16 protein-coding genes are annotated in these 22,077 nt (G+C 61.4%); 7 read left to right on the forward strand and 9 right to left on the reverse strand.

Going from position 1 to position 22,077, the window contains the following annotated elements; genetic code table 11:
* Positions 1-12: 12 nt before the first annotated feature.
* From NMG46_RS21015 to NMG46_RS21035, 5 genes are all read right to left on the reverse strand, one after another.
* On the reverse strand, positions 13-1,680 hold the full coding sequence (locus tag NMG46_RS21015) for an ABC transporter ATP-binding protein (RefSeq protein WP_254819538.1): 1,668 nt from the start codon (positions 1,678-1,680) through the stop codon (positions 13-15).
* Between the two features lie 10 nt (positions 1,681-1,690).
* Positions 1,691-2,824 carry an ABC transporter permease gene (locus NMG46_RS21020; protein ID WP_254819490.1) on the reverse strand — a complete coding sequence of 378 codons (1,134 nt, stop codon included), beginning with the start codon at positions 2,822-2,824 and terminating at the stop codon, positions 1,691-1,693.
* Between the two features lies 1 nt (position 2,825).
* The gene (locus NMG46_RS21025; protein WP_254819491.1) at positions 2,826-3,833 is read right to left on the reverse strand and encodes an ABC transporter permease; all 1,008 of its coding nucleotides are present in this window, start codon (positions 3,831-3,833) and stop codon (positions 2,826-2,828) included.
* 105 nt (positions 3,834-3,938) lie between these two features.
* The gene (locus NMG46_RS21030; protein WP_254819492.1) at positions 3,939-6,023 is read right to left on the reverse strand and encodes an ABC transporter substrate-binding protein; all 2,085 of its coding nucleotides are present in this window, start codon (positions 6,021-6,023) and stop codon (positions 3,939-3,941) included.
* A gap of 125 nt (positions 6,024-6,148) precedes the next feature.
* A complete protein-coding gene (locus NMG46_RS21035; protein WP_254819493.1) occupies positions 6,149-7,615 on the reverse strand; it encodes an alpha-glucosidase/alpha-galactosidase in 1,467 nt (488 codons plus the stop codon).
* A gap of 277 nt (positions 7,616-7,892) precedes the next feature.
* Here NMG46_RS21035 and NMG46_RS21040 point away from each other — a divergent pair, with 277 nt between their 5' ends.
* The 5 genes from NMG46_RS21040 to NMG46_RS21060 all read left to right on the forward strand — a co-directional run bounded on the left by NMG46_RS21040 (position 7,893) and on the right by NMG46_RS21060 (position 13,020).
* Positions 7,893-8,690, forward strand: coding sequence for an AraC family transcriptional regulator (locus NMG46_RS21040; protein ID WP_352704853.1), 798 nt, complete (start codon positions 7,893-7,895; stop codon positions 8,688-8,690).
* Positions 8,691-9,182: 492 nt separating this feature from the next.
* Positions 9,183-9,620 carry a CBS domain-containing protein gene (locus NMG46_RS21045; protein WP_254819495.1) on the forward strand — a complete coding sequence of 146 codons (438 nt, stop codon included), beginning with the start codon at positions 9,183-9,185 and terminating at the stop codon, positions 9,618-9,620.
* 113 nt (positions 9,621-9,733) lie between these two features.
* Entirely contained in the window at positions 9,734-10,660 is a 927-nt protein-coding gene (locus NMG46_RS21050; protein WP_254819496.1) for an NADP-dependent oxidoreductase, read from the forward strand.
* Positions 10,661-11,020: 360 nt separating this feature from the next.
* Positions 11,021-12,712 carry an FAD-dependent oxidoreductase gene (locus NMG46_RS21055; RefSeq protein ID WP_254819497.1) on the forward strand — a complete coding sequence of 564 codons (1,692 nt, stop codon included), beginning with the start codon at positions 11,021-11,023 and terminating at the stop codon, positions 12,710-12,712.
* Positions 12,709-13,020, forward strand: coding sequence for a UBP-type zinc finger domain-containing protein (locus tag NMG46_RS21060; RefSeq protein WP_254819498.1), 312 nt, complete (start codon positions 12,709-12,711; stop codon positions 13,018-13,020). Before NMG46_RS21055 ends, NMG46_RS21060 begins: the two co-directional genes overlap by 4 nt.
* Positions 13,021-13,131: 111 nt before the next feature.
* Here the strand turns inward: NMG46_RS21060 and NMG46_RS21065 are convergent, their stop codons facing one another.
* The 3 genes from NMG46_RS21065 to NMG46_RS21075 all read right to left on the reverse strand — a co-directional run bounded on the left by NMG46_RS21065 (position 13,132) and on the right by NMG46_RS21075 (position 17,459).
* Positions 13,132-14,301, reverse strand: coding sequence for a GNAT family N-acetyltransferase (locus tag NMG46_RS21065; protein WP_254819499.1), 1,170 nt, complete (start codon positions 14,299-14,301; stop codon positions 13,132-13,134).
* Positions 14,298-15,293 (reverse strand): sterol desaturase family protein, encoded by a 996-nt coding sequence (locus NMG46_RS21070; protein ID WP_254819500.1) that lies wholly within the window; start codon positions 15,291-15,293, stop codon positions 14,298-14,300. The genes NMG46_RS21065 and NMG46_RS21070 overlap by 4 nt, the downstream gene beginning before the upstream one ends.
* A gap of 237 nt (positions 15,294-15,530) precedes the next feature.
* The gene (locus tag NMG46_RS21075) at positions 15,531-17,459 is read right to left on the reverse strand and encodes a heparinase II/III-family protein (protein WP_254819501.1); all 1,929 of its coding nucleotides are present in this window, start codon (positions 17,457-17,459) and stop codon (positions 15,531-15,533) included.
* 116 nt (positions 17,460-17,575) lie between these two features.
* On the opposite strand from NMG46_RS21075, the gene NMG46_RS21080 reads away from it, so the two are divergent.
* On the forward strand, positions 17,576-18,817 hold the full coding sequence (locus NMG46_RS21080) for a glycoside hydrolase family 5 protein (protein ID WP_254819502.1): 1,242 nt from the start codon (positions 17,576-17,578) through the stop codon (positions 18,815-18,817).
* A 166-nt stretch (positions 18,818-18,983) separates the two neighbouring features.
* Positions 18,984-20,909: an asparagine synthase (glutamine-hydrolyzing) gene (gene asnB / locus NMG46_RS21085; protein WP_302896820.1), complete on the forward strand. Its 1,926-nt coding sequence runs from the start codon at positions 18,984-18,986 to the stop codon at positions 20,907-20,909.
* Here the strand turns inward: asnB and NMG46_RS21090 are convergent.
* Positions 20,883-22,001 carry a glycosyltransferase family 4 protein gene (locus NMG46_RS21090; protein WP_254819504.1) on the reverse strand — a complete coding sequence of 373 codons (1,119 nt, stop codon included), beginning with the start codon at positions 21,999-22,001 and terminating at the stop codon, positions 20,883-20,885. The genes asnB and NMG46_RS21090 overlap by 27 nt on opposite strands.
* Positions 22,002-22,077: the final 76 nt, after the last annotated feature.

The following is a 22,077-nucleotide window of genomic DNA, read 5'->3' on the forward strand; positions in this document are numbered from 1 at the left end:
CGGCATAAGCAATCAGGCTACCTCGAAAGCGGCTTTGACCAGCCGTTCGGTGTAAGCGGTTTTGGGATGGGACAGGACTTCGTCGACCGGCCCCTCTTCGACGATCTTGCCGTGCTGCATGACGATGACGCGGTGGCACAGCGCCCGAACGACCTTGAGGTCGTGCGAGATGAAGATGTAGCTCAGGCCCCGTTCGCGCTGCAGCTTGCGCAGCAATTCGATGATCTGCGCCTGGACGGAGAGATCCAGCGCCGATGTCGGCTCGTCGAGTACGATGAATTCCGGTTCGAGCGCGACGGCGCGGGCAATCGCAATACGCTGGCGCTGGCCGCCGGAAAACTCGTGTGGGAAGCGCGACAGGATATCGCCGGGCATGCCGGCGCTGATCAGCGCCTCGCGCACCCGCTCGATCCGATCGTTCCTGGTGGCGCCGATTCGGTTGACGACCAGCCCTTCCTCGATGATCTGGCCGATCGTCATGCGCGGGTTGAGCGACGAGAACGGATCCTGGAAGACGACCTGCATGCGCGACCGCAACGGCCGCATCTGCGAACGTGAACAGCCTTGGATCGGCTGGCCATCGAAATAGATCTCGCCACTGTCCGTGGTGTTGAGCCTGAGCAACGCCTCGCCGAAGGTGGTCTTGCCCGATCCGGATTCGCCGACGAGACCCAGTGTCTCGTGCCGCCGAAGGGTCAGGCTGAGACTGTCGACGGCGACGAGTTCGCGCAGGTCCGGCCTCATGAACGTGCCATGCCGCAGCATGAAGGAGACGCGCACATCCTTGGCTTCAAGAATGACGTCGGCGCCTTGGGGCAACGGATTTGCCTGGCCGCACGGCTCGGAGGCAAGCAGATGACAGGTGTAGGGATGCTGCGGATTGGCGAACAGCCTCTCCGTCACATTGTGCTCGCGCATCTCCCCATGCTGCATGACGTAGACATAGTCGGAGAACTGCCGCACCACGGTCAGGTCATGCGTGATCAGGATCACCGCCATGCGCAGTTTCTTCTGCAGGTTTCGGATGAGATTGAGGATCTGCGCCTGAACCGTGACGTCGAGCGCCGTCGTGGGCTCATCGGCGATCAGCACATCGGGATCGTTGGCCAGCGCCATGGCGATCATCACACGCTGGCGTTGGCCGCCGGAAAGCTGGTGCGGGTATTGTTTCAGCCGCGCCTGGGGCTCAGGAATCTGTACCTGCTGCAGCAGCTCGAGCGCTCTTGCTTCGGCCTGCCTGCGGCTCATCTTGCGATGCACCCGTATCGCTTCGACGATCTGGCTGCCGATCGTGTAGATCGGGTTGAGCGAACTCATCGGCTCCTGAAAGATCATCGAGATGCGGTCGCCGCGCAGTTTGCGCCGGGCACGCTCGGAAAATTTCAGGATGTTCGCCCCGTTGTATTCGACGGTCGATTTCGGCGACACGACCGCGCGTTTCGACAACAGTCCCATGACGGTGCGCGCCGTCACCGACTTGCCCGATCCCGACTCGCCGACAATGGCGATCGTCTCGCCGCGATAGAGCTGGAAGGAGATGTCCTTGACAGCTTCGATCATGCCGTGCTCGACCTTGAAATCGACGGCGATGTTGCGGGCATCGATGACCGGTTTTTCCGAACGGCCGTCATGGTCGAGCCGGACAGGCGGTGCGAAGGATTTGACGAGCGCGTGTTGCATCATGTCACGCTCAATACGGATCGACCGCATCGCGCAATCCATCGCCAAGCGCGTTGAACGCGAAGACGGTGATAAGCACGAAGCCGACCGGCGAGAGGATCCAGGGATAGGTGCCGATGACCGAATAGGTCGCGGTGTCCTGCAGCATCAGGCCCCAGGAGATCAGCGGCGGTTTCACCGCGAAGCCGAGAAAACCGAGGAAGGATTCGAGCAGGACGACGCTGGGGATTGCCAACGTGACGGCAACGATGACGTGGCTCATCACGTTTGGAAAAATGTGCTGCATGATGATGCGGCCATCTGTGGCGCCGACCGCCATCGCCGCACGAACGTAGTCGATCCGCGCCAGTGCCAGGGTCTTGCCGCGCACCTCGCGCGACATCTGCGCCCAGCCGAGCGCCGACATGACGACGATCACGAAGGCCAGGAAGACATTCGTCGGCGCCGTCACCGGAACAAGCGACGTCAGCGCCAGATAGAGCGGCAATTGCGGAAACGCGAGCACCAGTTCGACGAAGCGCTGGACCCAGACATCGAATGTGCCGCCGAAATAGCCCGACACCATGCCGACCGTCGTGCCGATCACGGTGACGATGAAGACCACGGTCAATGCGATCATCAACGAGATGCGCGAACCATAGATCGCACGAGCCAGCACATCGCGGCCGAATTTGTCGGTGCCAAGGAAATGCACCGGCTGGCCGTCGGTCGAGCCGAAGAAGTGCCGGTTCGCGGGAAGCAGGCCGAGCAGTTTGTACTCCGCGCCCTTGACGAAGAAGCCGAGCAGCCGCGGATGGTCGTAGTCCGGCCCGACGACGGGTTGGAAGGTAACCGGGTCGAGGTCTTCCGAATCCGCCAAGGCATAGACGCGTGGCTGGAAGACGAAGTTGCCATCCTTGTCATGGAAGCTCATCATCTGCGGCGGGGCAAAGCCGACATCGGTCACCTTGGGATCCATCGGTGCGAAGAAGTCGGCAAACACCGCCAGCAGCACCAGAAACGCGACCAGGATGAGCCCGGCCATGCCGGTCCAGGACCGTTTCAGGCGGCGCCAGACGAGCGCGATGTAGCTCTCATTGCCGCGCGGCTTGATCTTGGCCGATTCCTCGGCAAGCGGCGGCAGCGAGGGCTCGAAGGCAAGCATCTCAGGACCCTGCATATTGGCGCACACGCGGGTCGAGCATAACGAGCAGCATGTCGGCGATGATGTTGCCAACGATCAGCGTCGCCGACAGCACCATCATGAAGGTCGCCGTGACATAGACGTCGCCAACCGCCATCGAGCCAACGATCGCCGGGCCAACGGTCGGCAGGGCAAAGATGATCGCCGTCTCGATCTCGCCGGTCAGCATATAGGGCAGCACCACGCCCTGATACATAACCAGCGGATGCAGCGCATTGGGCACCGCATGGCGCATGACGACCGCACCGCCGCTGAGGCCCTTGGCGCGAGCGGTCTCGACATATTGCGCGTTCAGCGTGTCGAGCAGATTGCCACGCATCACCCGCATGTTGTAGGCGAGCCCGCCGAAGGTCGCGATGGCGACAACCGGCCAGACATGCCGGACGAGATCGACGAACTTCGCCCAGGACCACGGCGCCCCGCCAAATTGCGGCGAAAAGAAGCTGCCGATCTCGGAGACGTTAAACTGGAAGACCAGCAGATAGACGATGATCAGCGCCATCAGGAAGCGCGGTACCGTCATTCCGAGGAAGGAAATCGCTGACAGCGTACTGTCGATCCAGCTGTACTGCCTGGTCGCCGCCCAGATACCGAAGCCGATGCCCAGCACCGATGCCAACAGGTGGCAGACAAGCGCAAGCAGCAGCGTGCGCGGCAGCCGCTCGCCTACCACGTCGGCGACGGGCTTGTTGTAATACAGGCTGTGGCCGAAATCGCCGCGGGTGATGATGCCGCCGATCCAGTTCAGGTATTGGAGCGGAATCGGCTTATCGAGGCCGTGCTCCACGCTGTAAGCCTTCGCCTGAGCATCGGCCTCGGCAAAGGAGGCTCCGCCCTGGTTGATGAGCTGCAAGCGGATATAGTCGGCATAGTTACCCGGCGGTGCCTGGATGATCGCGAAGGTAACCACGCTCAAAATGGCGAGAACCGGTATTGCGGATGCTATGCGCATAAGCAGAAATCGCAGCATCGACCGTTTTGCTCCTCGCTCAGATTCTCAGTTATCCCTCACCGCTGGCTTTGTCCCGGCCGCGCCAGCAGCGCGGCCGGGAATTTTCAAGTCAGGGGAGGAAACTCAGTTCGTCGGACCCTTGTCCCCGGGCTTTCCGGGAAGCTGTTCGGGAAACAGCTCATATTTCTGCTGCTTGTCGGCGGCCACCCAGACCCGCTCGCGGACGATCGAGTCCTCGGCCCAGTTGAACATGAAGATTGGCGTTCCCTGCGGGATATTGGAGAAACGTTTGTTGATGATCAGCGCGCCGGGATATTCGGTGAGCCCGACGGTATAGACGTGTTCCGTCGAGATCTTCTGGAACTGCTTCATCAGGCTGGCGCGCTGGTCATTGTCCTGCGCCGAGACGAACTTGTTGACGATATCGACAAGGTCCTTCTCGAAGGGCATCAGATCTACCTGGCCGTTTTCCGGAGCGCGGTGGTTCCAGCTGGTGCGCGGGCCGACCGGCGCCAGTTGCTCGGTGTTCTGCACGACCGAGGTGAGTTCCGTTTCGTTGCGCCTTATCAGCCAGTCGAAGCGACCGGAGTAATTGGCCTGATCGCGCTGGGTACCGTTCAACCCGTTCAGGACAACGCGAATACCTAACTTCTCCATCTGACCGACGACGCCCTCCGCGAGGCTCTTGTCGGTGGTGTAATCGTTGTTGACGAGCATCACGATCTCGACATTCTTGCCGCCGGCGGTGCCGGCAGGAAAATTGACGAAGCCGTCGCCGTCCGTGTCCTTTAGGCCTGCCTTGGCGAGTTCCGCCTTGGCGCCTTCGAGATCGAAGGGGTAGTAGACCGTCGACTTCCGGTCGTAGAAGCTCGTGCCCGAGGAGAAGCCGCCGGGATAGATGGCAGTGAACGGACCCTTGACCAGCGAGTCGCCGAGCGCCTTGCGGTCGAGCGCCATGGTGACGCCCTTGCGGAAATCCTCGTTGCGGTTCAGCTCGCGTATCGCCTGCCCGCGCTCGTCGGGGTTACCCCAGCCATTGGCTGAGAAATTCATGCGCAGATTATAGCCGATCAACCGCGGACCGAAGGCAAGCCGTGCCGGCGCGTCCTTTTGCGCTGCGCGCTTCAGCGAGGCGACGAAGTTCTCCGGCTGCTCCAGATTGGAGAAGTCTCCCGCCCCCGATACCGCCTGAACGTCGCGGTCGGCCCAGGTCGACAATTTGTAGTGCAGTTCATTGAGATACGGCAGCTGGTTGCCCTTCTCGTCGACCTTCCAATAGTACGGATTGCGACGCATGACGATGATGTCGTCGGGGCGGTATGCCACCGGCACCCAGGCACCCATCACCGGCATGTTCATATATTCCGGCGGGAAGGCGTTCTTGAACTGCTCGTAGGTGTTCTTCGAATATTTCGGATGCTGCGGCTTGAGGATATGCGACGGGCCCGGACAGAAGGTGCCGTAAGCCATGGCGTAAAGGTATTGTTTCGGAAAGGCGTCCTTGAACGTCCACTCGACGGTGTAGTCGTCGATTTTCTTCAGCGTCGTGCCGACGCCGAAGGTCTCCTGCGTAGCACCGTTCAGCGGCGACACATTAGGGTCGATCACCTCGTCGTCCCAGTAGAACATCACGTCGTCGGCGTTGAACGGAACGCCGTCCGACCATTTCGCGCCCTCGACCAGATGCATCGTCAGCGTGTGGCCGTCCTTGGACCAGTCCCAGCTCCTGGCGAGGTTCGGCAGCGGCTCCGTGTCCTTGGCCTCGACCTGGAACAGCGGCGCGGTGCGCGTCAGGCATTCGGAAAGGCCGATGTCGATGCCGCCCCAGCCCTGCGTCTGGCCGGCGCCATAGTTCCAGCCCTCCGGCCGGCCGCCGATGACATGACGCATCGTATCACCGTAGACACCGACGCCGTCCGGCATATTGCCGGTCTTGAAGACCAGCGGCTCCTTCGGTAACCGGTCCTTGACCGGCGGCAGCTTGCCTGCCTTGACGTATTTGTCGGTGACCCAATCGGGTTCGTGGTATTCCGGAAGTGCCTTGAACTCCAGGATGGAGTCGCGCGCGACATACTTGATCTTTCCCTCGGCCGGAAATTGCGCGGGCACCGGCGGCACGGTCGGCTCGGATGCATACGCGTTCAGCGCCGAGGCCGAGACGCTAAGCGCCAGCCCGGCGAGAATGCCAATGTTTCGGAAATTCCTCATCGTCTCTCCTCCCTGTTGTTCAGGAGCGCGTTGACGCCGCTCCATTTCTCCTCGAACGAATGTACATACGGGTGCGGTGCCGAAAATTCCTCCCGAAACCTTTCCGCGATCCGTCCTGGCGAAATTCAGACGGCCTGCTTGAGAGCCGTTTTTTCCGCACGTAGTTCCTCGATCGAACGGACGTCGCGCCGTGCCGCTCCGGCCCATTCACGGGTCTTGATCCTGGATTTCGAAAGCCGCTCCTTCGCGGCCGGCACCGCATCGGCATATTGAGGCAGCCAGCGGGCCTGAGCGACGACCATTTCGTCCACCATTTGCCAAACCTCTTCCGGCGTCGAAACCGCGCCGACCAGCGGATCGTGCAGGACGGCGAGCTTCAGTAGGTCGATATCGCCGGAGATCGCCGCATGAACCGACATGCGCTGGACGTTGATCGAGGAAGTGCAAGTGGCGGCGCAGGCCTCCGGCAGCGTGATGCCTGCAGCCATGTTGATGCCGAAGCGATCGACGAAGCCGGGCGACTCGATGATGGCGTCCTGCGGCAGGTTGGTGACGATGCCGTTGTTCTTGACGTTGAAGTGGCCGCGATAAACGCGGTTCGTCTCCAGCGCCTCGAGAATGTGGCTGGCATGCTCGTTGGAGCGCTTGGCGGGGTCTATCGGCCTGGCGGCGGATTCCAGAAATTGCGGGAACTCCGTTTCGAACCAGTTGCGTGTTTCGGTCGAATAACGAAGGTAGCCGCCGGTCTCGCCGTGGATCCAGTCGGACATGTCGATCCAGCGGGTGATTTCGTCCGGCCGCTTGCGATACCAGGGCAGGTATTCGGAAAGATGGCCGTTGCTTTCGGTCGAATAGACGCCGAAGCGCTTCAGGACATCGATGCGCAGCTTTTCCTGCTGCGAATAGACCGGATGCGCCTCGAAGGCGGCAACCAGCTCGTCCTTACCGATCTTGCGGCCGTTGAGACGCAGGTCGATGAACCAGGTCTGATGATTGATGCCGGAGCAGATGTAGTCGAGCTCGGTGCGCGACTTGGCGCCGAGCACCTCGGCGATCTGGTCGGCGCCATGCTGGACGCCGTGGCAAAGGCCGACGGTATCGACCTTGCCATATTCGATCGCCGCCCAGGTGTTCATGGCCATCGGATTGGCGTAGTTCAGGAATTTCGCCCCAGGCTCGGCGACTTCGAGGATATCCTTGCAGAAATCGAGGATTACCGGAATGTTGCGCTGGCCATAGAGGATGCCGCCGGCGCAGATCGTGTCGCCGACGCACTGGTCGATGCCATACTTCAAGGGAATGCGGATGTCGTCCGCATAGGCTTCGAGACCGCCGACGCGAACGCAGCTGATGATGTAGCGGGCACCCTCGAGGGCAGCACGGCGGTCTGTCGTTGCCGTAACCTTGGTTGGCAGCCTGTTGAATTCGACGACCCTGTCGAGGATCGACTTGATCATCTGGAGGTTGCGTTCGCTGAGATCGGTCAATGCGAATTCGACATCCCTGAATTCAGGAACGCACAAAATGTCGGTGAAGAGCTTCTTGGTGAACCCGACGCTTCCCGCACCGATGATAGCGATCTTGAAACTCATCAGCCTCACCTCGACCTGATAGAACGCTAGGGCAAAGGCGGCGAAAAGAAGCCTGGCCCGCCTGCCACACTATGCAGGCTGGAATCCGGCACTTCCTCCCATCCGCTCGTTGACCGCAGTTTCTTTTGCTTTTCTCGAGGGATTATGCGCCTTATTCGGCACGCGACCAGAGAAGGATTATGCTTTTAGGGGTAATTTTGTGCTGCGGAACTTGATCGACATCGGGCCGGCGGGCAGGACGGTATCGCTGCCGCGCGGGCGCCAGCGCCTACACACCATGCCGACAAGCACCGGCTATGAAGTGCGCGAGAACGAGGTCTACGACTGGGATGGGCGCAAGCGCGGCCAGACGCCGTTTACCGTGCTCCAGCATACGATCAGCGGCACCGGCCGATTGCGCTACGAGAACCGGAACTACCGTCTGCAAAAGGGCGATACTTTGCTGGTTCTCGTGCCGCACAACCACCGTTACTGGCTGGCCAAGGGCGAACGCTGGGAGTTCTTCTGGATATCGATGAACGGCGAGGAGGCACTGCGCATCCACAAGTCGATCCTTGCCGCCGTCGGTCCGGTGCTGCGGCTGCAGCCCTCGACGATCGATCATCTCGCGGATTGCAGCGTACGCCTGATCACGGGCGCGGTCTCGCCGGGAGCCGCCTCGGCCGTCGCCTATGAAGCCGCCATGGCGCTCTACGACGATGTCTTCGGCTCGCATGCCGTCACCGACGACAAGAGCGCCATGCAGCCGGTCATCGACCACGTCAGGGCCAATCTCGACAGGCCGCTCCGCGTTGCCGATCTCGCCGAGATCAGCGGCCTGAGCCGCGCGCATTTCTCGCGCTGCTTCGCCGAGAGCGAGGGACTTCCGCCCGCCGAATTCGTGCTGCAGCAGCGACTGCAGCGCGCGGCGAAGTTGCTGACGAAGGCCGATTTCCTGCCGGTCAAGGAGGTCGCCATCATGTGCGGCTTCGAGGATGCCAATTATTTTTCCAAGGTCTTCCGCCGCCTCTACGGCATCAACCCGACTCAGTTCCGCACCAACGGAATGTATGCCAGCCTGGGAACCGCCCGATAGATTGGCCCCGCTTGGCATCAGGTGAGGGAACGCTTTTGCTTCCCCTCGGTTTAGGACAAGAGAGCCCGCTCGCCGCTGCCGCACTCCGCTCTGGCGGAGATCAGGCCACAGATGTCAGGGGAGTGATCGATGAACAACCCCGATCCGAACAACCCGAATCCACTGCCGGACAATCCCAATCCGGAGCCGGCCCGGCCGCCTGCCCCGCCGGAGACTCCGCCGGGAGAACCTCCAGGCGTACCCCCGCCCTCGCCGGATCCAATTCCGACGCCGGACCAGGAGCCACTTGGAGTTCCTCCTGGCACGCCTTCCGAAATTCCTTCGGAGCCGACCTTTCCCGCGACCGCCTGAAGGCGGTCGGAGTGGAGGATAGCAAGGGTGATTTGGCGGAGCGCTCGAAACGGGTCTTGCCATGGAACGTTTTGCGCTGGCGCTCATTCACCCTTCCATCACGAAGTTCGGCGGCGGGCCCTGCAACCAACGGAGGTTAAAATGAAAGTTGGCAACTGCATGACAAAGGACGTCGAGATCGCCAGTCCGCAGCAAACCCTGCGCGATGCGGCAGAAATGATGGGTCGCCTCGACGCCGGCGCGATGCCGGTGGGCGAGAACGATCGGCTTGTCGGCGTGGTAACCGATCGCGACATCGCAATCCGCGGCGTCGCCCAAGGCAAGACACCTGACGCCAAGGTACGGGAAGTGATGAGCACCGAGGTCAGGTATTGCTTCGAAGACGAAGACGCGGAGGATGTTCTGCGCAACATGGCTGACCTGAAAGTGCGCCGCTTGCCAGTGCTAAACCGTGACAAGCGCCTGGTCGGCATCGTTTCGCTGGGTGACCTCGCCACCAACAGCGAGACCACGACAGCAGGTGAAGCGCTGAGCGGCATCTCGCAACCCGGCGGCGAGCATTCGCAAACGATACACTGACGGCGCGCCACCGGCCGGCCTTTGCACGACCGAACCGCCGGCTTGATAGACGCCGGGTCTGCCGGCGAAACAGTTCAGAGGCGAATTGGACTCAACCCGACGAGGAGCGAGCGATGATTACTATGAAGGCCGTCCGTATCCACGAATTTGGTGGACCGGAGGTTCTTTCGCTGGACGCGGTTCCGTTGCCTCAGCCGCATGACGACGAGGTCACGCTCAAGGTCTACGCGGCAAGCGTCAATCCCGTCGACTACAAGGTTCGCGAGGGCTCCTCGGGCGCGGATCTGCCCGTCACGCTCGGCCGCGACGTGTCCGGCGTGGTGGAACTGTGCGGCACGCGAGCCCATACGCTGAAGAAGGGCGATCCGCTATATGCCATGCTCGGCAACGACCGCGGCGGCAACGCCGAATATGTCGTCATCAAGGCAACGGAGGCGGCGGCGAAGCCGCAACGCTTAAGCCACGCAGAAGCCGCCGCGGTGCCACTTGCGGGCCTTACCGCGTGGCAAGGCCTTTTCGATCACGGCGGCCTCAAATCCGGGCAGCGGGTCCTTATCCATGGCGGCGCCGGCGGCGTCGGTCATCTGGCGGTGCAGTTCGCAAAGGCCGCGGGCGCGTTTGTCGCGACGACCGTGTCCGCGCAGGATTTCGATTTCGTTCGCGGGCTTGGCGCCGACCAGGCGGTCGACTACAAGAACCAGCGCTTCGAGGAGGTTGTCGAGGACGTCGACCTTGTCTTCGACCTGGTAGCGGGTGAAACACAGGACCGCTCGTGGGACGCGCTCAAGCCCGGCGGGACACTCGTCTCAACGCTTTCCGAACCGTCGGCGGAGAAGGCCCGCCTGCGTCGGGCTCGCGGCGTTTCTTATTTGACCACGCCGAACGCGGCGCAGCTTGCCGAGATCAGCCGCCTCATCGACGCCGGGAAGGTCAGGCCATTCGTGCAGGCAGTCTATCCTCTTGAGGAAGTCGCCAGGGCCGAGGAACAGCTCGAGAAGCAGCACACGCGCGGCAAGATTGTGCTTCAGGTAGCTGCCTGAGCACTCGCCGAACAACAGGCCGCAGGCGAGTTTGCGGAGCGCTCGGACACAGGCCGTTTTCTGCTGTCCAGAAGCCCGGCGGCCGAGAGTTTGACACAGGACGGCCCGCCGGGCCTGGCCGGCTTAGGCAGATGCCGGTTGAAGCAGCATGCGCCGGGTTTGCCGGGATGCGCAAATCAAACAAATCAAGGAGATGCAACGGATTGTGAGGCACGTCGCGACGACGCCGTCGCACGGGCCGCCGTCAGTTAACTGCAAAGCGAAGGGCACAGCGTTTACCGACAGGGGGCTAGGTTCCTACCGGCCGCAAGCCGCAAAAAACCGCTTCAAACTGTCGGAAACCGGCGATAGGTTCGAACCATGTCTCAACCCGCCAATCCGATCTCCATTGCCCGTCGCGATCAGATGTTTCCAGTGCTGGCTGAGGCGGACCTGGACCGCATCAGCCGTTTCGGCGAATCCGTGTCCTATGCCGCAGGCGAACAGATCGTCACAGCCGGCGAGCTGGCGCCCGGTCTGATCGTTGTCCTGTCCGGCAAGGTGGATATCCTTCAGGGCGGCAGCTTCGGCCGGCGCGAAACGATCGTCACGCATGGTGCGGGCAATTTCGTCGGCGAGTTGGCGCAGCTTTCAGCCCGCCCCTCACTGGTGGATGTGGAGGCGGTCGAGCCGGTCGAGGCGCTCGTCATCCCCTCGCAAAGGCTGAGGGACCTGATGGTCCAGGAAGCAAACCTCGGCGAGCGCATCATGCGGGCGCTGATCCTGCGCCGTGTCGGCCTGCTCGAGAGCGGCACAGCCGGCCCGATCATTGTCGGACCGGTCGACAGCGGCGACGTGTTGAGGCTGCAAGGTTTTCTGGCTCGCAGCGGTCAGCCGCATCGCGTTCTCGATTCGGCTGCCGATCCCTGCGCCAGGACCCTGATCGAACGCTTCCATGTCGATATCCACCATTTGCCGATCGTGCTTTGTCCAAACGGCAAGCTGCTGCTCAATCCCGGAGAGAACGAGCTTGCCCGCTGCATCGGCTTGGTGAGGCCGATCGACGCCGGCAAGCTGTACGACGTGGCCATTGTCGGCGCCGGACCGGCCGGCCTCGCGGCGGCCGTCTACGCGGCTTCCGAAGGGTTGTCGACGATCGTGCTCGATTGCCGTGCCTTCGGCGGACAGGCGGGTGCCTCCTCGCGCATCGAGAACTACCTCGGTTTTCCGACCGGCATTTCGGGAATGGCGCTGATGGCGCGCGCTTACAACCAGGCGCAGAAATTCGGCGTCGAGATGGTGATACCGGACGAGGCGAAACTGCTGGGCAGCGCAAGCGACACGTCCGGTGCCCACTACACGCTCGCCGTCGGCGGCGGGGAGACCGTGCGGGCACGGTCGGTGGTGATCGCCAGCGGAGCGCGCTATCGCCGCCTCGACATGGCAAACCTGGCGCAATTCGAGGGAACCTCCGTGCATTACTGGGCTTCGCCGATCGAAGCGCGGCTTTGCGCCGGGCAAGAGGTAGCCCTGGTCGGCGCCGGCAATTCGGCTGGACAGGCTGCTGTCTATTTGGCGGCGCATGTGAAGAAGGTATGGCTGCTGGCGCGCGGCAGCAGCCTGGATGCGAGCATGTCGCGCTATCTGGTGGAGCGCGTCAGGGCACAGCCGAACATCGAAGTGCTGCCTGAGACGCAGATCACGGCGCTGGAAGGCCCCGACGGCAATCTTGGCAAAGTGCGCTGGCGCAACCGCGACACCGAGACAACACGTCCGATCCGCCACCTCTTCCTGTTCATCGGCGCCGATCCGAACACCGACTGGCTGGCGCAATGCGGCGTGGCGTTGGACACGAAGGGTTTCGTTCGCACCGGGCCTGACATTGGCCAGAAACGTGGTGCACTGGAGACGAACCGAGGCGGCGTGTTCGCCATCGGCGACGTGCGCTCCGGCTCGATCAAGCGCGTCGCCGCTGCCGTCGGCGAAGGCGCCCAGGTGGTTGCGGCGCTGCATGCATATCTCGCGCGAAACGGCAGCCTAGCCGTGGCGCCACAATTGGTCAGGAGCGTATGATGGCAGACGAATGCAGGCACGCCGGGGACGTTCGCGACGTGACGCCGAGCGCGCTCGGCTGCGAGGAATGCCTGAAGAGCGGTTCGCAGTGGGTGCATCTGCGGCTCTGCCGCACATGCGGTCACGTTGGCTGCTGCGACGACTCGCCCAACCGTCATGCCACCAAGCATTTTCGGGCAACCGGCCATCCTGTCATCGAAGGCTACGATCCGCCGGAAGGCTGGGGATGGTGCTACATCGACGAAATCTTCCTCGACCTCGGCGACCGCACCACGCCGCAAAACGGACCGATACCGCGCTTCATTTGAGCTTTTTTGCCAGCGGGCCGCTCGAGCAATTCCAGAAAAAGTGTGAACGGTTTTTGTCCGCAATTGCGTCAAAAAGGATGGAGCTGTTCGGCGTTTCCGTGAAGAACCGTTCTAGTCCAGGGCTGCGTCGGGTGGAGGGGGGGTATCACGTCCCTCTGGTGGTGCCGATGACCGCTCGCGCATTTGCCTGACGGTCTGGAGGACACGATCGGCAAGAGATGCAAGCGCACCCTGTGCCGTGCGCGTCCCGATGACGGATTCCAACGTAACCGCCTGCGTTGAGAATTTGTGTTTGAACGACTCTGCTCCACAGAGGAAATCGACCATGCTCAAGCCGTGATCGATCGACCACTGCACGTAATCCATCAACAGGATCACACCCGGCGACGCCCGGGCGAAATCCGGATCGAATGTCGTCACGAAGGCCATCATTACGTCGTGCTGGACGAAGTTGATCGACACCGCGACCATCACGCCATTGCATTCGAGGACGAAGATATGCAGCACGCCGGCGCGAGCCAACGCATCGACGAGCGCGGCGAGTACCGGCACGCCCTCTTCGAACAGGTCTGACTCACGCATGCGCTCGGTCAGCCATTTCCGCTTCAAGGCCGCGAGGCGCTCCAGTACCGGTTGCAGCGGCTCGTCGGGGGCAAGCAGGCGAAATCTCACCTCTCCGGTTTCTTCCAGCGCTTTGATGCCGCGCCGATAGTTCTGGCGCGTCTTTTTCGACTGGTCCGCGAACCATGCCGCTCCGCTTTCCCATTGTCCGGCAACGCGATAGCTGACTTCCGTTCGGTGAAAGTGACGAAGCCTGATGCCGCCGAAAGCTCCCGGCGTGAAAATTTTGCGGGCCGCCGCATCCGGCGAGAGACGACTGATCAAGGCAAGATCGAAGCCGCCTGCATCGCAGAGTTGGGTCCATAGCTCCTGCAACGCCGATAACGAGCATTCTGGAGCAACGAGAATATCCCCATAGTCGGTATAGCTGCCGGCCGCCCATTCGAGAAACCGCAGCCCCCTGCGCCTGCCGATCGCCAGCGGAACGACGGCAACGAGTTTCTCGCCCTTCCAGACCAGGCCGATCCGCAACGCACGCTGGTCACGGCGTTGTACGGTACTCCACCATGCCGAAATCCAGGCATGGCTTTGAAAGATCAGCCCGTCGGTACGATGCCAAAGGTCCATCCAAGCGGCTTCGACCGCAGCCAGGCGATCCGCCGACCGGACGATTTCCAGGCGCTCCGCGCCTAGGACGTCGATGGAAACAACAGTGTTCATGAAGGAGAACTGTCCTGTGGCTGCGCGACTACATTGGGCCGCCTGTGAAACAGTCGCATGACATGCCTTGCCATCTTCTTGAGCGGCAGGATGTAGAGCCCAAAGAGCGACTGATAATCGCGCACATCGCGATCGATCAGGCCAAATTTCAGGTCTTCATCCGGTTCCGGGACAAATTGCGTTCCGAACAGACGATCCCAGAACGAAAAAAGCAGGCCGAAATTCTTGTCATAATGACGAGGGTCGATGCTGTGATGCACCTGGTGCCAGTGCGGACACAGAATGATGTTGTTCAACGGGCCGAACGAGATCTTGAGATGCGTATGACGAACAAAGTCCATCATCAGGATGTTACGGATGACGTAGACGTTGATGCCGAAGATAGCGACCTCTACCGGATCGAGTGCGATCAGGCTCCAGATGCCGAAGCAGATGCCCGGAATGACGCCATCCCACATGCGGTTCATCAGATCGTCCAGCGGATGAACCCGGTCCTTGGTGATCCCCACCATCACTTCGGCCGAATGATGTACCTTGTGCAATTCCCACAGGAACGGGAAACGGTGCTGGGCGACGTGGTAGAGGTAGTATGAGATATCATAGGCGACCAGCATGGTTGCGGTGAAGATGACGATCGTCACTGGTCCCGCCGGGCCGCCGAGAAGCGGCGCGTGGATGTTAAGGAGCCAGCCGATTGCCTCGCGTGTGCCATAGCCCATGGCGACGACGAAGGTGACGCCGGCAGGAATAAGCAGGAAAGGCATCATCGCCCGTTTCGTGATCCAGAACAGGGCGTCGGCTCGCGCCGACGGGTGCAGGATGACTTCCTGGGGGAAGGCGAAGTCGAAAAAATCCCTGAGAGACTTATGTTCGGCAGTTCGCCAGTAGGCGACCACCGCGCTGCCCAGTGCGGTGAGGAGAAGCAGGCCGAGCGTGGTCAGATTGACGTTCGACAGCTTTTCCACAATCGCTCTGGCAAATTCGGAAAACATCGTTGCAGCGGCTCCTGGTCGTAAGAAGGCAGTCTGGGGTCGTACGAAGGCGATCTGGCGAATAGCAAAGCACAAAATTCCCGCCAAACCCGCTACGCCGCCTGCAACCAGTGGCTGTTGCGGACGCAGCGGGCAAAGCAGGCTGGATGGTGCGAGACTAGCAGATCAACGGTAACGAAACCGCTAAATGTCCAAACGTAATTAATGTCGAATACGGCTGGAACTCGCCCGGCAACTCTACGTTGGCGCCGGTTTTTGCCGTTGTGGCGGGTGAATTGGGGCAAGATGGATATGGATTCCGGCTTCGCCCACTTCACCGTGCCAGGCGAGGCGTTCGGCCTGCTGCCTGGTGCCAAAGCGCAGTGAAACCCAACCGCCTTGCCCCGGCATGTCACCGCCGGCGCCGACGTCGAGCGCAGCGTCAGGAAAGCGGATGGCCAACAGCGCCTCGTCGCCGCGCAATACCGTGACCGTATCTTCGTGCCGGTCGGCATGGAGGCCGGCGGCCAGTTGGAAGACGATCTCGGACTGACGCCCGCCGCCGAGCAGTTGGTCGGTGATGAGGATGCCATCGGCCTGGCGCGCCAAAGTGCGCTGATGCACGACGCCGAAGCGGCTTCTGTAGCCATCATGCCGGGCGCTCAGCCTCCAGTGCGGTCCCGGCTCGCTCTCCACCAGCGCTGCGACTGCCTTGTGCGACCAGTTGAAATTTCCAGCGATGGTACTTTGGCTCTTGCCCTCGATGTTCAGCGTGTTGTGCGCTGGTGTGGAGCGGAACCAGTCGCGCCATGCGCCTCCCGAACCGTAGAGCCAGGTGCCTGGATCGACCAGCACCGGCTCACCGTCGATGCACAGGGTGAGCGACAGCGCGTCGGCATGGCCGTGCGCCGCTATCGAGAGATATCCGAGCGGTCCATGGTCGAACGTCACTTCGACATTGCGGCCATTCATTGCTCCGCGCCAGACTGAGAGCCCGCCTTGCGCGAATGTCTGCAAGCCATGCACCGCGGGCGCCGGACCCGACGGCGTACCAAAGAAAAGCGAACGAAAGTCGTCGGGCTCCGGCGCGTTGCCCGGCGTCCCCAGTAAGCCTTGGATGGCGGACGCGACGGATCGGATATAGTTCGGCTCGTCCCCCAGCTTCAGCACGTGGCCCTCATCGTCGTCGCCGAAGCGGGCGGCTTTCTGTGGCAGCCAGCCGACGAAATTGGCGAAGGCGCCCAGACGCGCTTCGACAGCCGAGGGAAACGGCGTTCCCGCCTGGCGTGCCGCGGCGGCGCACAGCAAGATGAGTTCGGCGCTGAAGGCTGCATAGGTCGGTGTTTGCTCGGCACCTGCGCCATCGGCAAGTATCTGCTTGTGCGTCTCATTCAGGAGGGCGCCGCGGGCGATTTCGGATCCGGCCCCGAGCGCCAGGCCGACCAGATATTCGCCGGCCAACTCTGCGACCAGATGGTTGTTGGCGGAGGAATATCGCGACGGAAACCGCGGCAGCCAATAGGCGCTTGCCGCTAGTATCTCACCAGCTTTCCGCAGCGTCGCCGGGTCAAGCTGGTCGCCGACGAGGTCCAGGGTGACGATCAGGCTGATGGCCCGCAGCGCTACTTCGATGCCGGACGCCCAGCCGATGCCTCGGAACGGTGGATTGGCGGAGTGCCAACTGCCGATTGCCGCCTCGATGGCACTCCGGGATAGATCGTCCTCGCAGAGGAGCAGGTGTGCAGCCAGTGGCGGCAATTGCTGCAGCCGGTTGATCTCCCATACATACTTTATATCGCCAAGGTCGCCGCCATGGCGAAAATCGATGTCGAAAGTATGAGCCTCGGGGCCAGGCCAAAGCCTGCCGGTCACCGGATCAAGACGCCAAAGCTCGGCAGGAAACAACAGTTCAGGCTCACGCTTTGGCCATGTCCGCCCGAGTGCAGAAAACCGGCCATGAAGCATCTGTTGCGCGGCCGCCGCTATGGCTTGCCGTTGAGCGTCGGTCGCTGCCAGCGCAGCATGGCGAAATCCGGGCAGCACTGGGTGCAACCGCGGCGATGGATAGCGCTCCCACCCATCATCGCGGCGGCGCGACGCGATCCTTCGACGTTGCTCCACCAGCCGGTGCAGCACCTCGGCCGGTTCCATGCTGCGCAATCGGTTGATGTACCAGCCGATTCTCATGCACGCCCCGTCAACGTTTCGGTCCTTGTATACCATGCCGTCGAAAAGCTGCGGGCCGGCAATCTTCTTTCCCGTTCGTTGCGGTTAATATCTCCGGCGACCATACGGAGAGAGCGATGCGAAAAGCGGCGTGTGTTGTTGCCTGGGTGCTCGCCTTGCTTGTGGCGGCCGACGCAGCGCCCATCCCTCTCAAACGCGGCATTGGCGTGCATCAGTGGCTCAACTGGTCGCCGGTGGAGAAGGACGGAACCTACGTTTGGCCGCCCTATCGCAGCGAAAAGGAGTGGCTTGCGGAAAGCAGGCCGCTCACCGACTGGCCGTCGGGGGAGGTGTTTGCCCACATCCGATCGATGGGCTTCGACTTCGTCCGGCTGAGCGTCGATCCCGGCCCGCTGCTTGCCAGCGAGGGCGTCAAGCGGCAACAGGCGCTGGACATACTTGCCGCCGCCGTCGAGCGGATCACGTCGACCGGCCTCAAGGTGGTTTTCGACCTGCATGGCGTCACTCAGGTTCCCGACTACAGCATGGAGATGATCTATGGCGGTGCCGACAGCGAGGGCGTTGCCCGCTATCGTCAAATGGTTGTGGCGGTCGCCGCCATGCTGGTCAAGATAGGCACCGACAAAGTCGCCCTCGAACCTTACAACGAGCCCGCATACTACCCTTGCGATGCGAGCGGCAGCGATGACTGGCAGCGGATCATGGCAGGGACCGTCCACGACATTCGATCGGTCAGCAGTGAACTTACCATCGTTGCAACCGGCGCCTGCGGCGGCAGCATTGCCGGATTGGTCAACCTCACCCCCGGCTTTGATGACCCCAACCTCTATTACAGCTTCCATATGTATGAGCCGCACAGCTTCACCCACCAGCGGCCCGATGACACGATCAGCTTTGCTTCGGGACTTCCCTGGCCGGCCGACAGCAGTACACCCGAAGTGGTGTCCGAAACCCTTAAAGCGCGGATGGAAGCTGCCGGCTTGAGCCGGGTGGAGCAGATGATGAACATGGCCACCGCGCGCCAAGCAATCGCGAAGTATTTCGAGCAGAACTGGGGCCAGGGCCAACTGAAGGCGAGCTTTCGCCAGGCTGTCGACTGGGCTGAAGGCCATGGCATTCCCAGCCGGCGGCTCTTCATGGGCGAATTCGGCGCTATCCTCATGTCCGCGGACGGCCGCATGGGCGCCTTTGAGGCCGACCGTTCGCGCTATCTCAAGGCAGTGCGCGGAGAGGCCGAACGCTTTGCGATCCCATGGTCTGTCTGGGAGTTCTCCAATCCCTATGGGATGAGCCTCATCCTGCCCGATGGCCCCCCGGTACCCGACCCGGAGATGCTGCAGGCATTGGGCCTGCCATAGGTGCCGTCACTCGCCCTCACCAACGAACAACCGGTGGCAACCCCTGACCGCCAGGCTCCATCGACGATGGCCCGTGGCAGCTTTCTCCCGGTTGGGTTGTGTCGGCACGAAGTGTTTAACACATTTGTTGTACTGAAGTGAGGAATGCGCGCGCCTAGGGGGAACAATGTGTGGAATTGCCGGATGGATCGGTCGAAGGGCTAAAAATCCACAAGAGCGGGCCGCCAGAATGTCAAACGCATTGCGGCATCGCGGTCCCGATGCCGAAGGCACCGAGATATTGGACCTGAATACCGGCGAGCAACAATTGGCATTGGTCCATCGCCGCCTAGCGATCATTGACTTGGCGCCCGAGTCGAATCAGCCGATGCAGATTGAGGACGGCCGTCTCAAAATAATTTTCAACGGAGAGATATATAACTACATCGAGTTGCGCCAGGAACTGATCGGCCTTGGCCATCAATTTCGAACGCGCTCCGATACCGAGGTGCTGCTCCGAGCCTACGATCAATGGCGCTTGTCCATGTTCGACCGGCTGAGCGGCATGTTCGCCTTTGCACTCTGGGATGCTCAGAGGCAGGAATTGATTCTCGCCCGGGATCCCTTCGGGGAAAAGCCGCTTTACCTCATGCAAAGCGAAAAATTGCTGCTGTTTGCCTCGGAAATCAACGCATTGTTGTCGGCGCAGCAAGATGCGCAGCAACTCGATCTGGATGCCGTGGACGAGTATCTGAACTGGCGTTACGTGCCGGGACCACGCACGCTTTTTAAACAGATCCGCAAGCTCAATCCCGGAAGCTATGCTGTCTGGTCGCAAGGGGTAGTCAAGGAAACGCGCTACTATACGCCTCCGGACCAGGCGGCCGTGACCGAGCGGGTCGACGGAAAAACCGCCAAGCGGCGATTTCTGGAACTGCTCGACCATTCCGTCGAGATCAGGATGCGCAGCGATGCACCTTTTGGGGCCTTTCTCTCCGGAGGGCTCGACTCCTCGGCTATCGTCGCGCTGATGGCCAGGCACAGCGCCACGCCCATTCGCACGTTTTCTGTCGGGTTCGACGACGCAGCCTATAGCGAATTTGCATTCGCCCGACGCGTTGCCGATCATTTCAAAACCGATCATTGCGAACTTGTAATCCAGCCAGGCGATCTGATGGATCACCTGCCGGCGATGGTTCGCCAACGCGGGGCACCTGTTTCGCAAAGCAGCGATATTCCAATTTACCTAATGTCGGAGCGAGCCTCGCAAGACGTCAAGATGGTGCTCACCGGCGAAGGAGCCGACGAGATTCTCGGCGGCTATCCCAAGCATCGCGCGGAATCACTGGCCGGGATCTACCAGTCGCTTGTCCCAGCCTCGCTGCACGATAACGTCCTTTCCCCTGTGGTACGCGCGATGCCGGGCGCGTCGGCCAAGGTCGATACGTTTGCCCGCACCGCGGGCGAAAGGGACTTTGCCGCCCGGATGGTCTCCTGGTTTGGAGCCGTTTCCGCGCAGCAGCGCGCTTGCCTGATCGGTGCGTCCGCAAATCGCCGTTATGAGCGCAACGAGTTTCCGTTCTCGTCAAGCGCTGCGGCCTCCCATCTTCGCCGCGTGCTGTTTTTCGATCAGACGTCGTGGCTGCCTGACAATCTCCTGGAACGAGGCGACCACATGATGATGGCCGGTTCAATCGAAGGAAGAATGCCGTTCCTCGATCGCGACCTGGTTTCGTTCGTCAGCAAATTGCCCGATCGCTACAGGCTGGGTTGGTTGCACAGCAAGCAGATCCTGCGCGACAGCATGGCCAATATCCTCCCGGAGGAAATTCTCAGCCGCCGCAAGGTCGGGTTCAAGGTACCGGTCGCCGAATGGTTTCGCGGATCGATGAGGAACTACGTGCATGACCATCTTTGCTCGCCTCACTCCGTCATTCGCAGCTATCTGAGTCCGAAACAGCTTGATCAAATCGTCTCCGAACACACCACGCGTGCCGCTGACCACGAAAAACTGATATGGGCGCTGTTGAATTTGGAGATATTCCACCGCGAATTCAGGCTCGAAGCGCCGCCGCGATCGTCGGCCTCAGCGCTTGACCGGTTGACGGCTTGACGCGGCCGACCGCCAGACATCGCAGATTGCGCCGACAAACGGGGCGAGCTCAAGCCGTTCCCGATGCACGGCCATGGCACCGGCACCAAGCCTTGCCCTCAGTGCCGGGTCCTCCACGAGGCAGCTCAACGCGTCGGTCAACGCTGTAACATCGCCTGGCGGCACCAGCAGCCCGGATTGCCCGTCGGTGATTATGTCTTCGACCGCGCCAACCGGGGTCGCCACCACCGCCAAACCGGCTGCCATGCCTTCGATCACCGACATCGGCAGATTTTCGGCGAAGGAGGGAAGAACCAGAATATCGGCCGAAGAAATCAGCGATGCGACATCGTCCGGTCCCACCCAACCCGGAAAGGCGATCCGGTCTGCAATCCCCAGCGCGGCTGACTTTGTCCGTGCCGCCTCGACCTCGCCATCGCCGGCAATCGTGGCGCGCCAATTCTTGACAGGGCTCATGCGGTGCAGTGCCTCCAGCAATTGCGGTACGCCCTTGCGGTCGCCGATGCGGCCCAGGAACAGGATATGCACATGGTCGCCGCCGCCGACATGCGCCAGCGAGGGGACTTCGGTCGCATTGGGCACGATCACGATATTGCCGGCTGCGCCCGGCGCCCGGCTGGCGACGAAATCGCGCCAAAGCCTGCCCAAAACGATCACCCGATCGGCGTGCTCGAACAGAGCTTTGATACGGCGGCTTATGACACCGCGGTCGGCTTTCCAGAATGTCTGATACTGCGCCCCGTGCAAATGCAGGACATAGGGTATCGACAGCAGCCGTGCGCAGGCGGCGATCACCATCTTGCGGTAGGTGCTGCCGGAAACTGAGATGTTGATGTGAATGACATCGGCACGTCCAGCCACACGCGCTTTAAGCATCCGTAAGCAAAAGCCGAGCATATAGAAGATCGAAAGTCCGACATGCCCCGGGCCACGGCTGGCAAGGAAGCACACATCGATGTCGGCGATTTCTTGCCGTTCGAACTCCTGCTTCAGCGCCCCCATGATGCGGTCGATGCCGCCCTGCCCCGAAACGCCCGACGGCGTCGCGACCAGGACATGTATTTTTCGATCGGATATGAGGCGCTGCAACATGATGGTACCCTAAATAACACAGACCGGGTAACTGCAAAGCAAACGTTCCCAATAAGGTTTACGGCAAATCTTTTAG

Source organism: Mesorhizobium sp. LMG 17147 (genome assembly GCF_024297145.1).
Classification (GTDB): domain Bacteria; phylum Pseudomonadota; class Alphaproteobacteria; order Rhizobiales; family Rhizobiaceae; genus Mesorhizobium.

Coding starts and splice junctions, on each gene's coding strand:
- NMG46_RS21080 (WP_254819502.1), top strand. CDS start 17,576: ATGCGAAAAGCGGCGTGTGTTGTTGCCTGGGTGCTCGCCTTGCTTGTG.
- NMG46_RS21035 (WP_254819493.1), bottom strand. CDS start 7,615: ATGAGTTTCAAGATCGCTATCATCGGTGCGGGAAGCGTCGGGTTCACC.
- NMG46_RS21040 (WP_352704853.1), top strand. CDS start 7,893: ATGCCGACAAGCACCGGCTATGAAGTGCGCGAGAACGAGGTCTACGAC.
- NMG46_RS21070 (WP_254819500.1), bottom strand. CDS start 15,293: ATGTTTTCCGAATTTGCCAGAGCGATTGTGGAAAAGCTGTCGAACGTC.
- NMG46_RS21075 (WP_254819501.1), bottom strand. CDS start 17,459: ATGAGAATCGGCTGGTACATCAACCGATTGCGCAGCATGGAACCGGCC.
- NMG46_RS21055 (WP_254819497.1), top strand. CDS start 11,021: ATGTCTCAACCCGCCAATCCGATCTCCATTGCCCGTCGCGATCAGATG.
- NMG46_RS21025 (WP_254819491.1), bottom strand. CDS start 3,833: ATGCTGCGATTTCTGCTTATGCGCATAGCATCCGCAATACCGGTTCTC.
- NMG46_RS21060 (WP_254819498.1), top strand. CDS start 12,709: ATGATGGCAGACGAATGCAGGCACGCCGGGGACGTTCGCGACGTGACG.
- NMG46_RS21015 (WP_254819538.1), bottom strand. CDS start 1,680: ATGCAACACGCGCTCGTCAAATCCTTCGCACCGCCTGTCCGGCTCGAC.
- NMG46_RS21050 (WP_254819496.1), top strand. CDS start 9,734: ATGATTACTATGAAGGCCGTCCGTATCCACGAATTTGGTGGACCGGAG.
- NMG46_RS21045 (WP_254819495.1), top strand. CDS start 9,183: ATGAAAGTTGGCAACTGCATGACAAAGGACGTCGAGATCGCCAGTCCG.
- asnB (WP_302896820.1), top strand. CDS start 18,984: ATGTGTGGAATTGCCGGATGGATCGGTCGAAGGGCTAAAAATCCACAA.
- NMG46_RS21030 (WP_254819492.1), bottom strand. CDS start 6,023: ATGAGGAATTTCCGAAACATTGGCATTCTCGCCGGGCTGGCGCTTAGC.
- NMG46_RS21020 (WP_254819490.1), bottom strand. CDS start 2,824: ATGCTTGCCTTCGAGCCCTCGCTGCCGCCGCTTGCCGAGGAATCGGCC.
- NMG46_RS21090 (WP_254819504.1), bottom strand. CDS start 22,001: ATGTTGCAGCGCCTCATATCCGATCGAAAAATACATGTCCTGGTCGCG.
- NMG46_RS21065 (WP_254819499.1), bottom strand. CDS start 14,301: ATGAACACTGTTGTTTCCATCGACGTCCTAGGCGCGGAGCGCCTGGAA.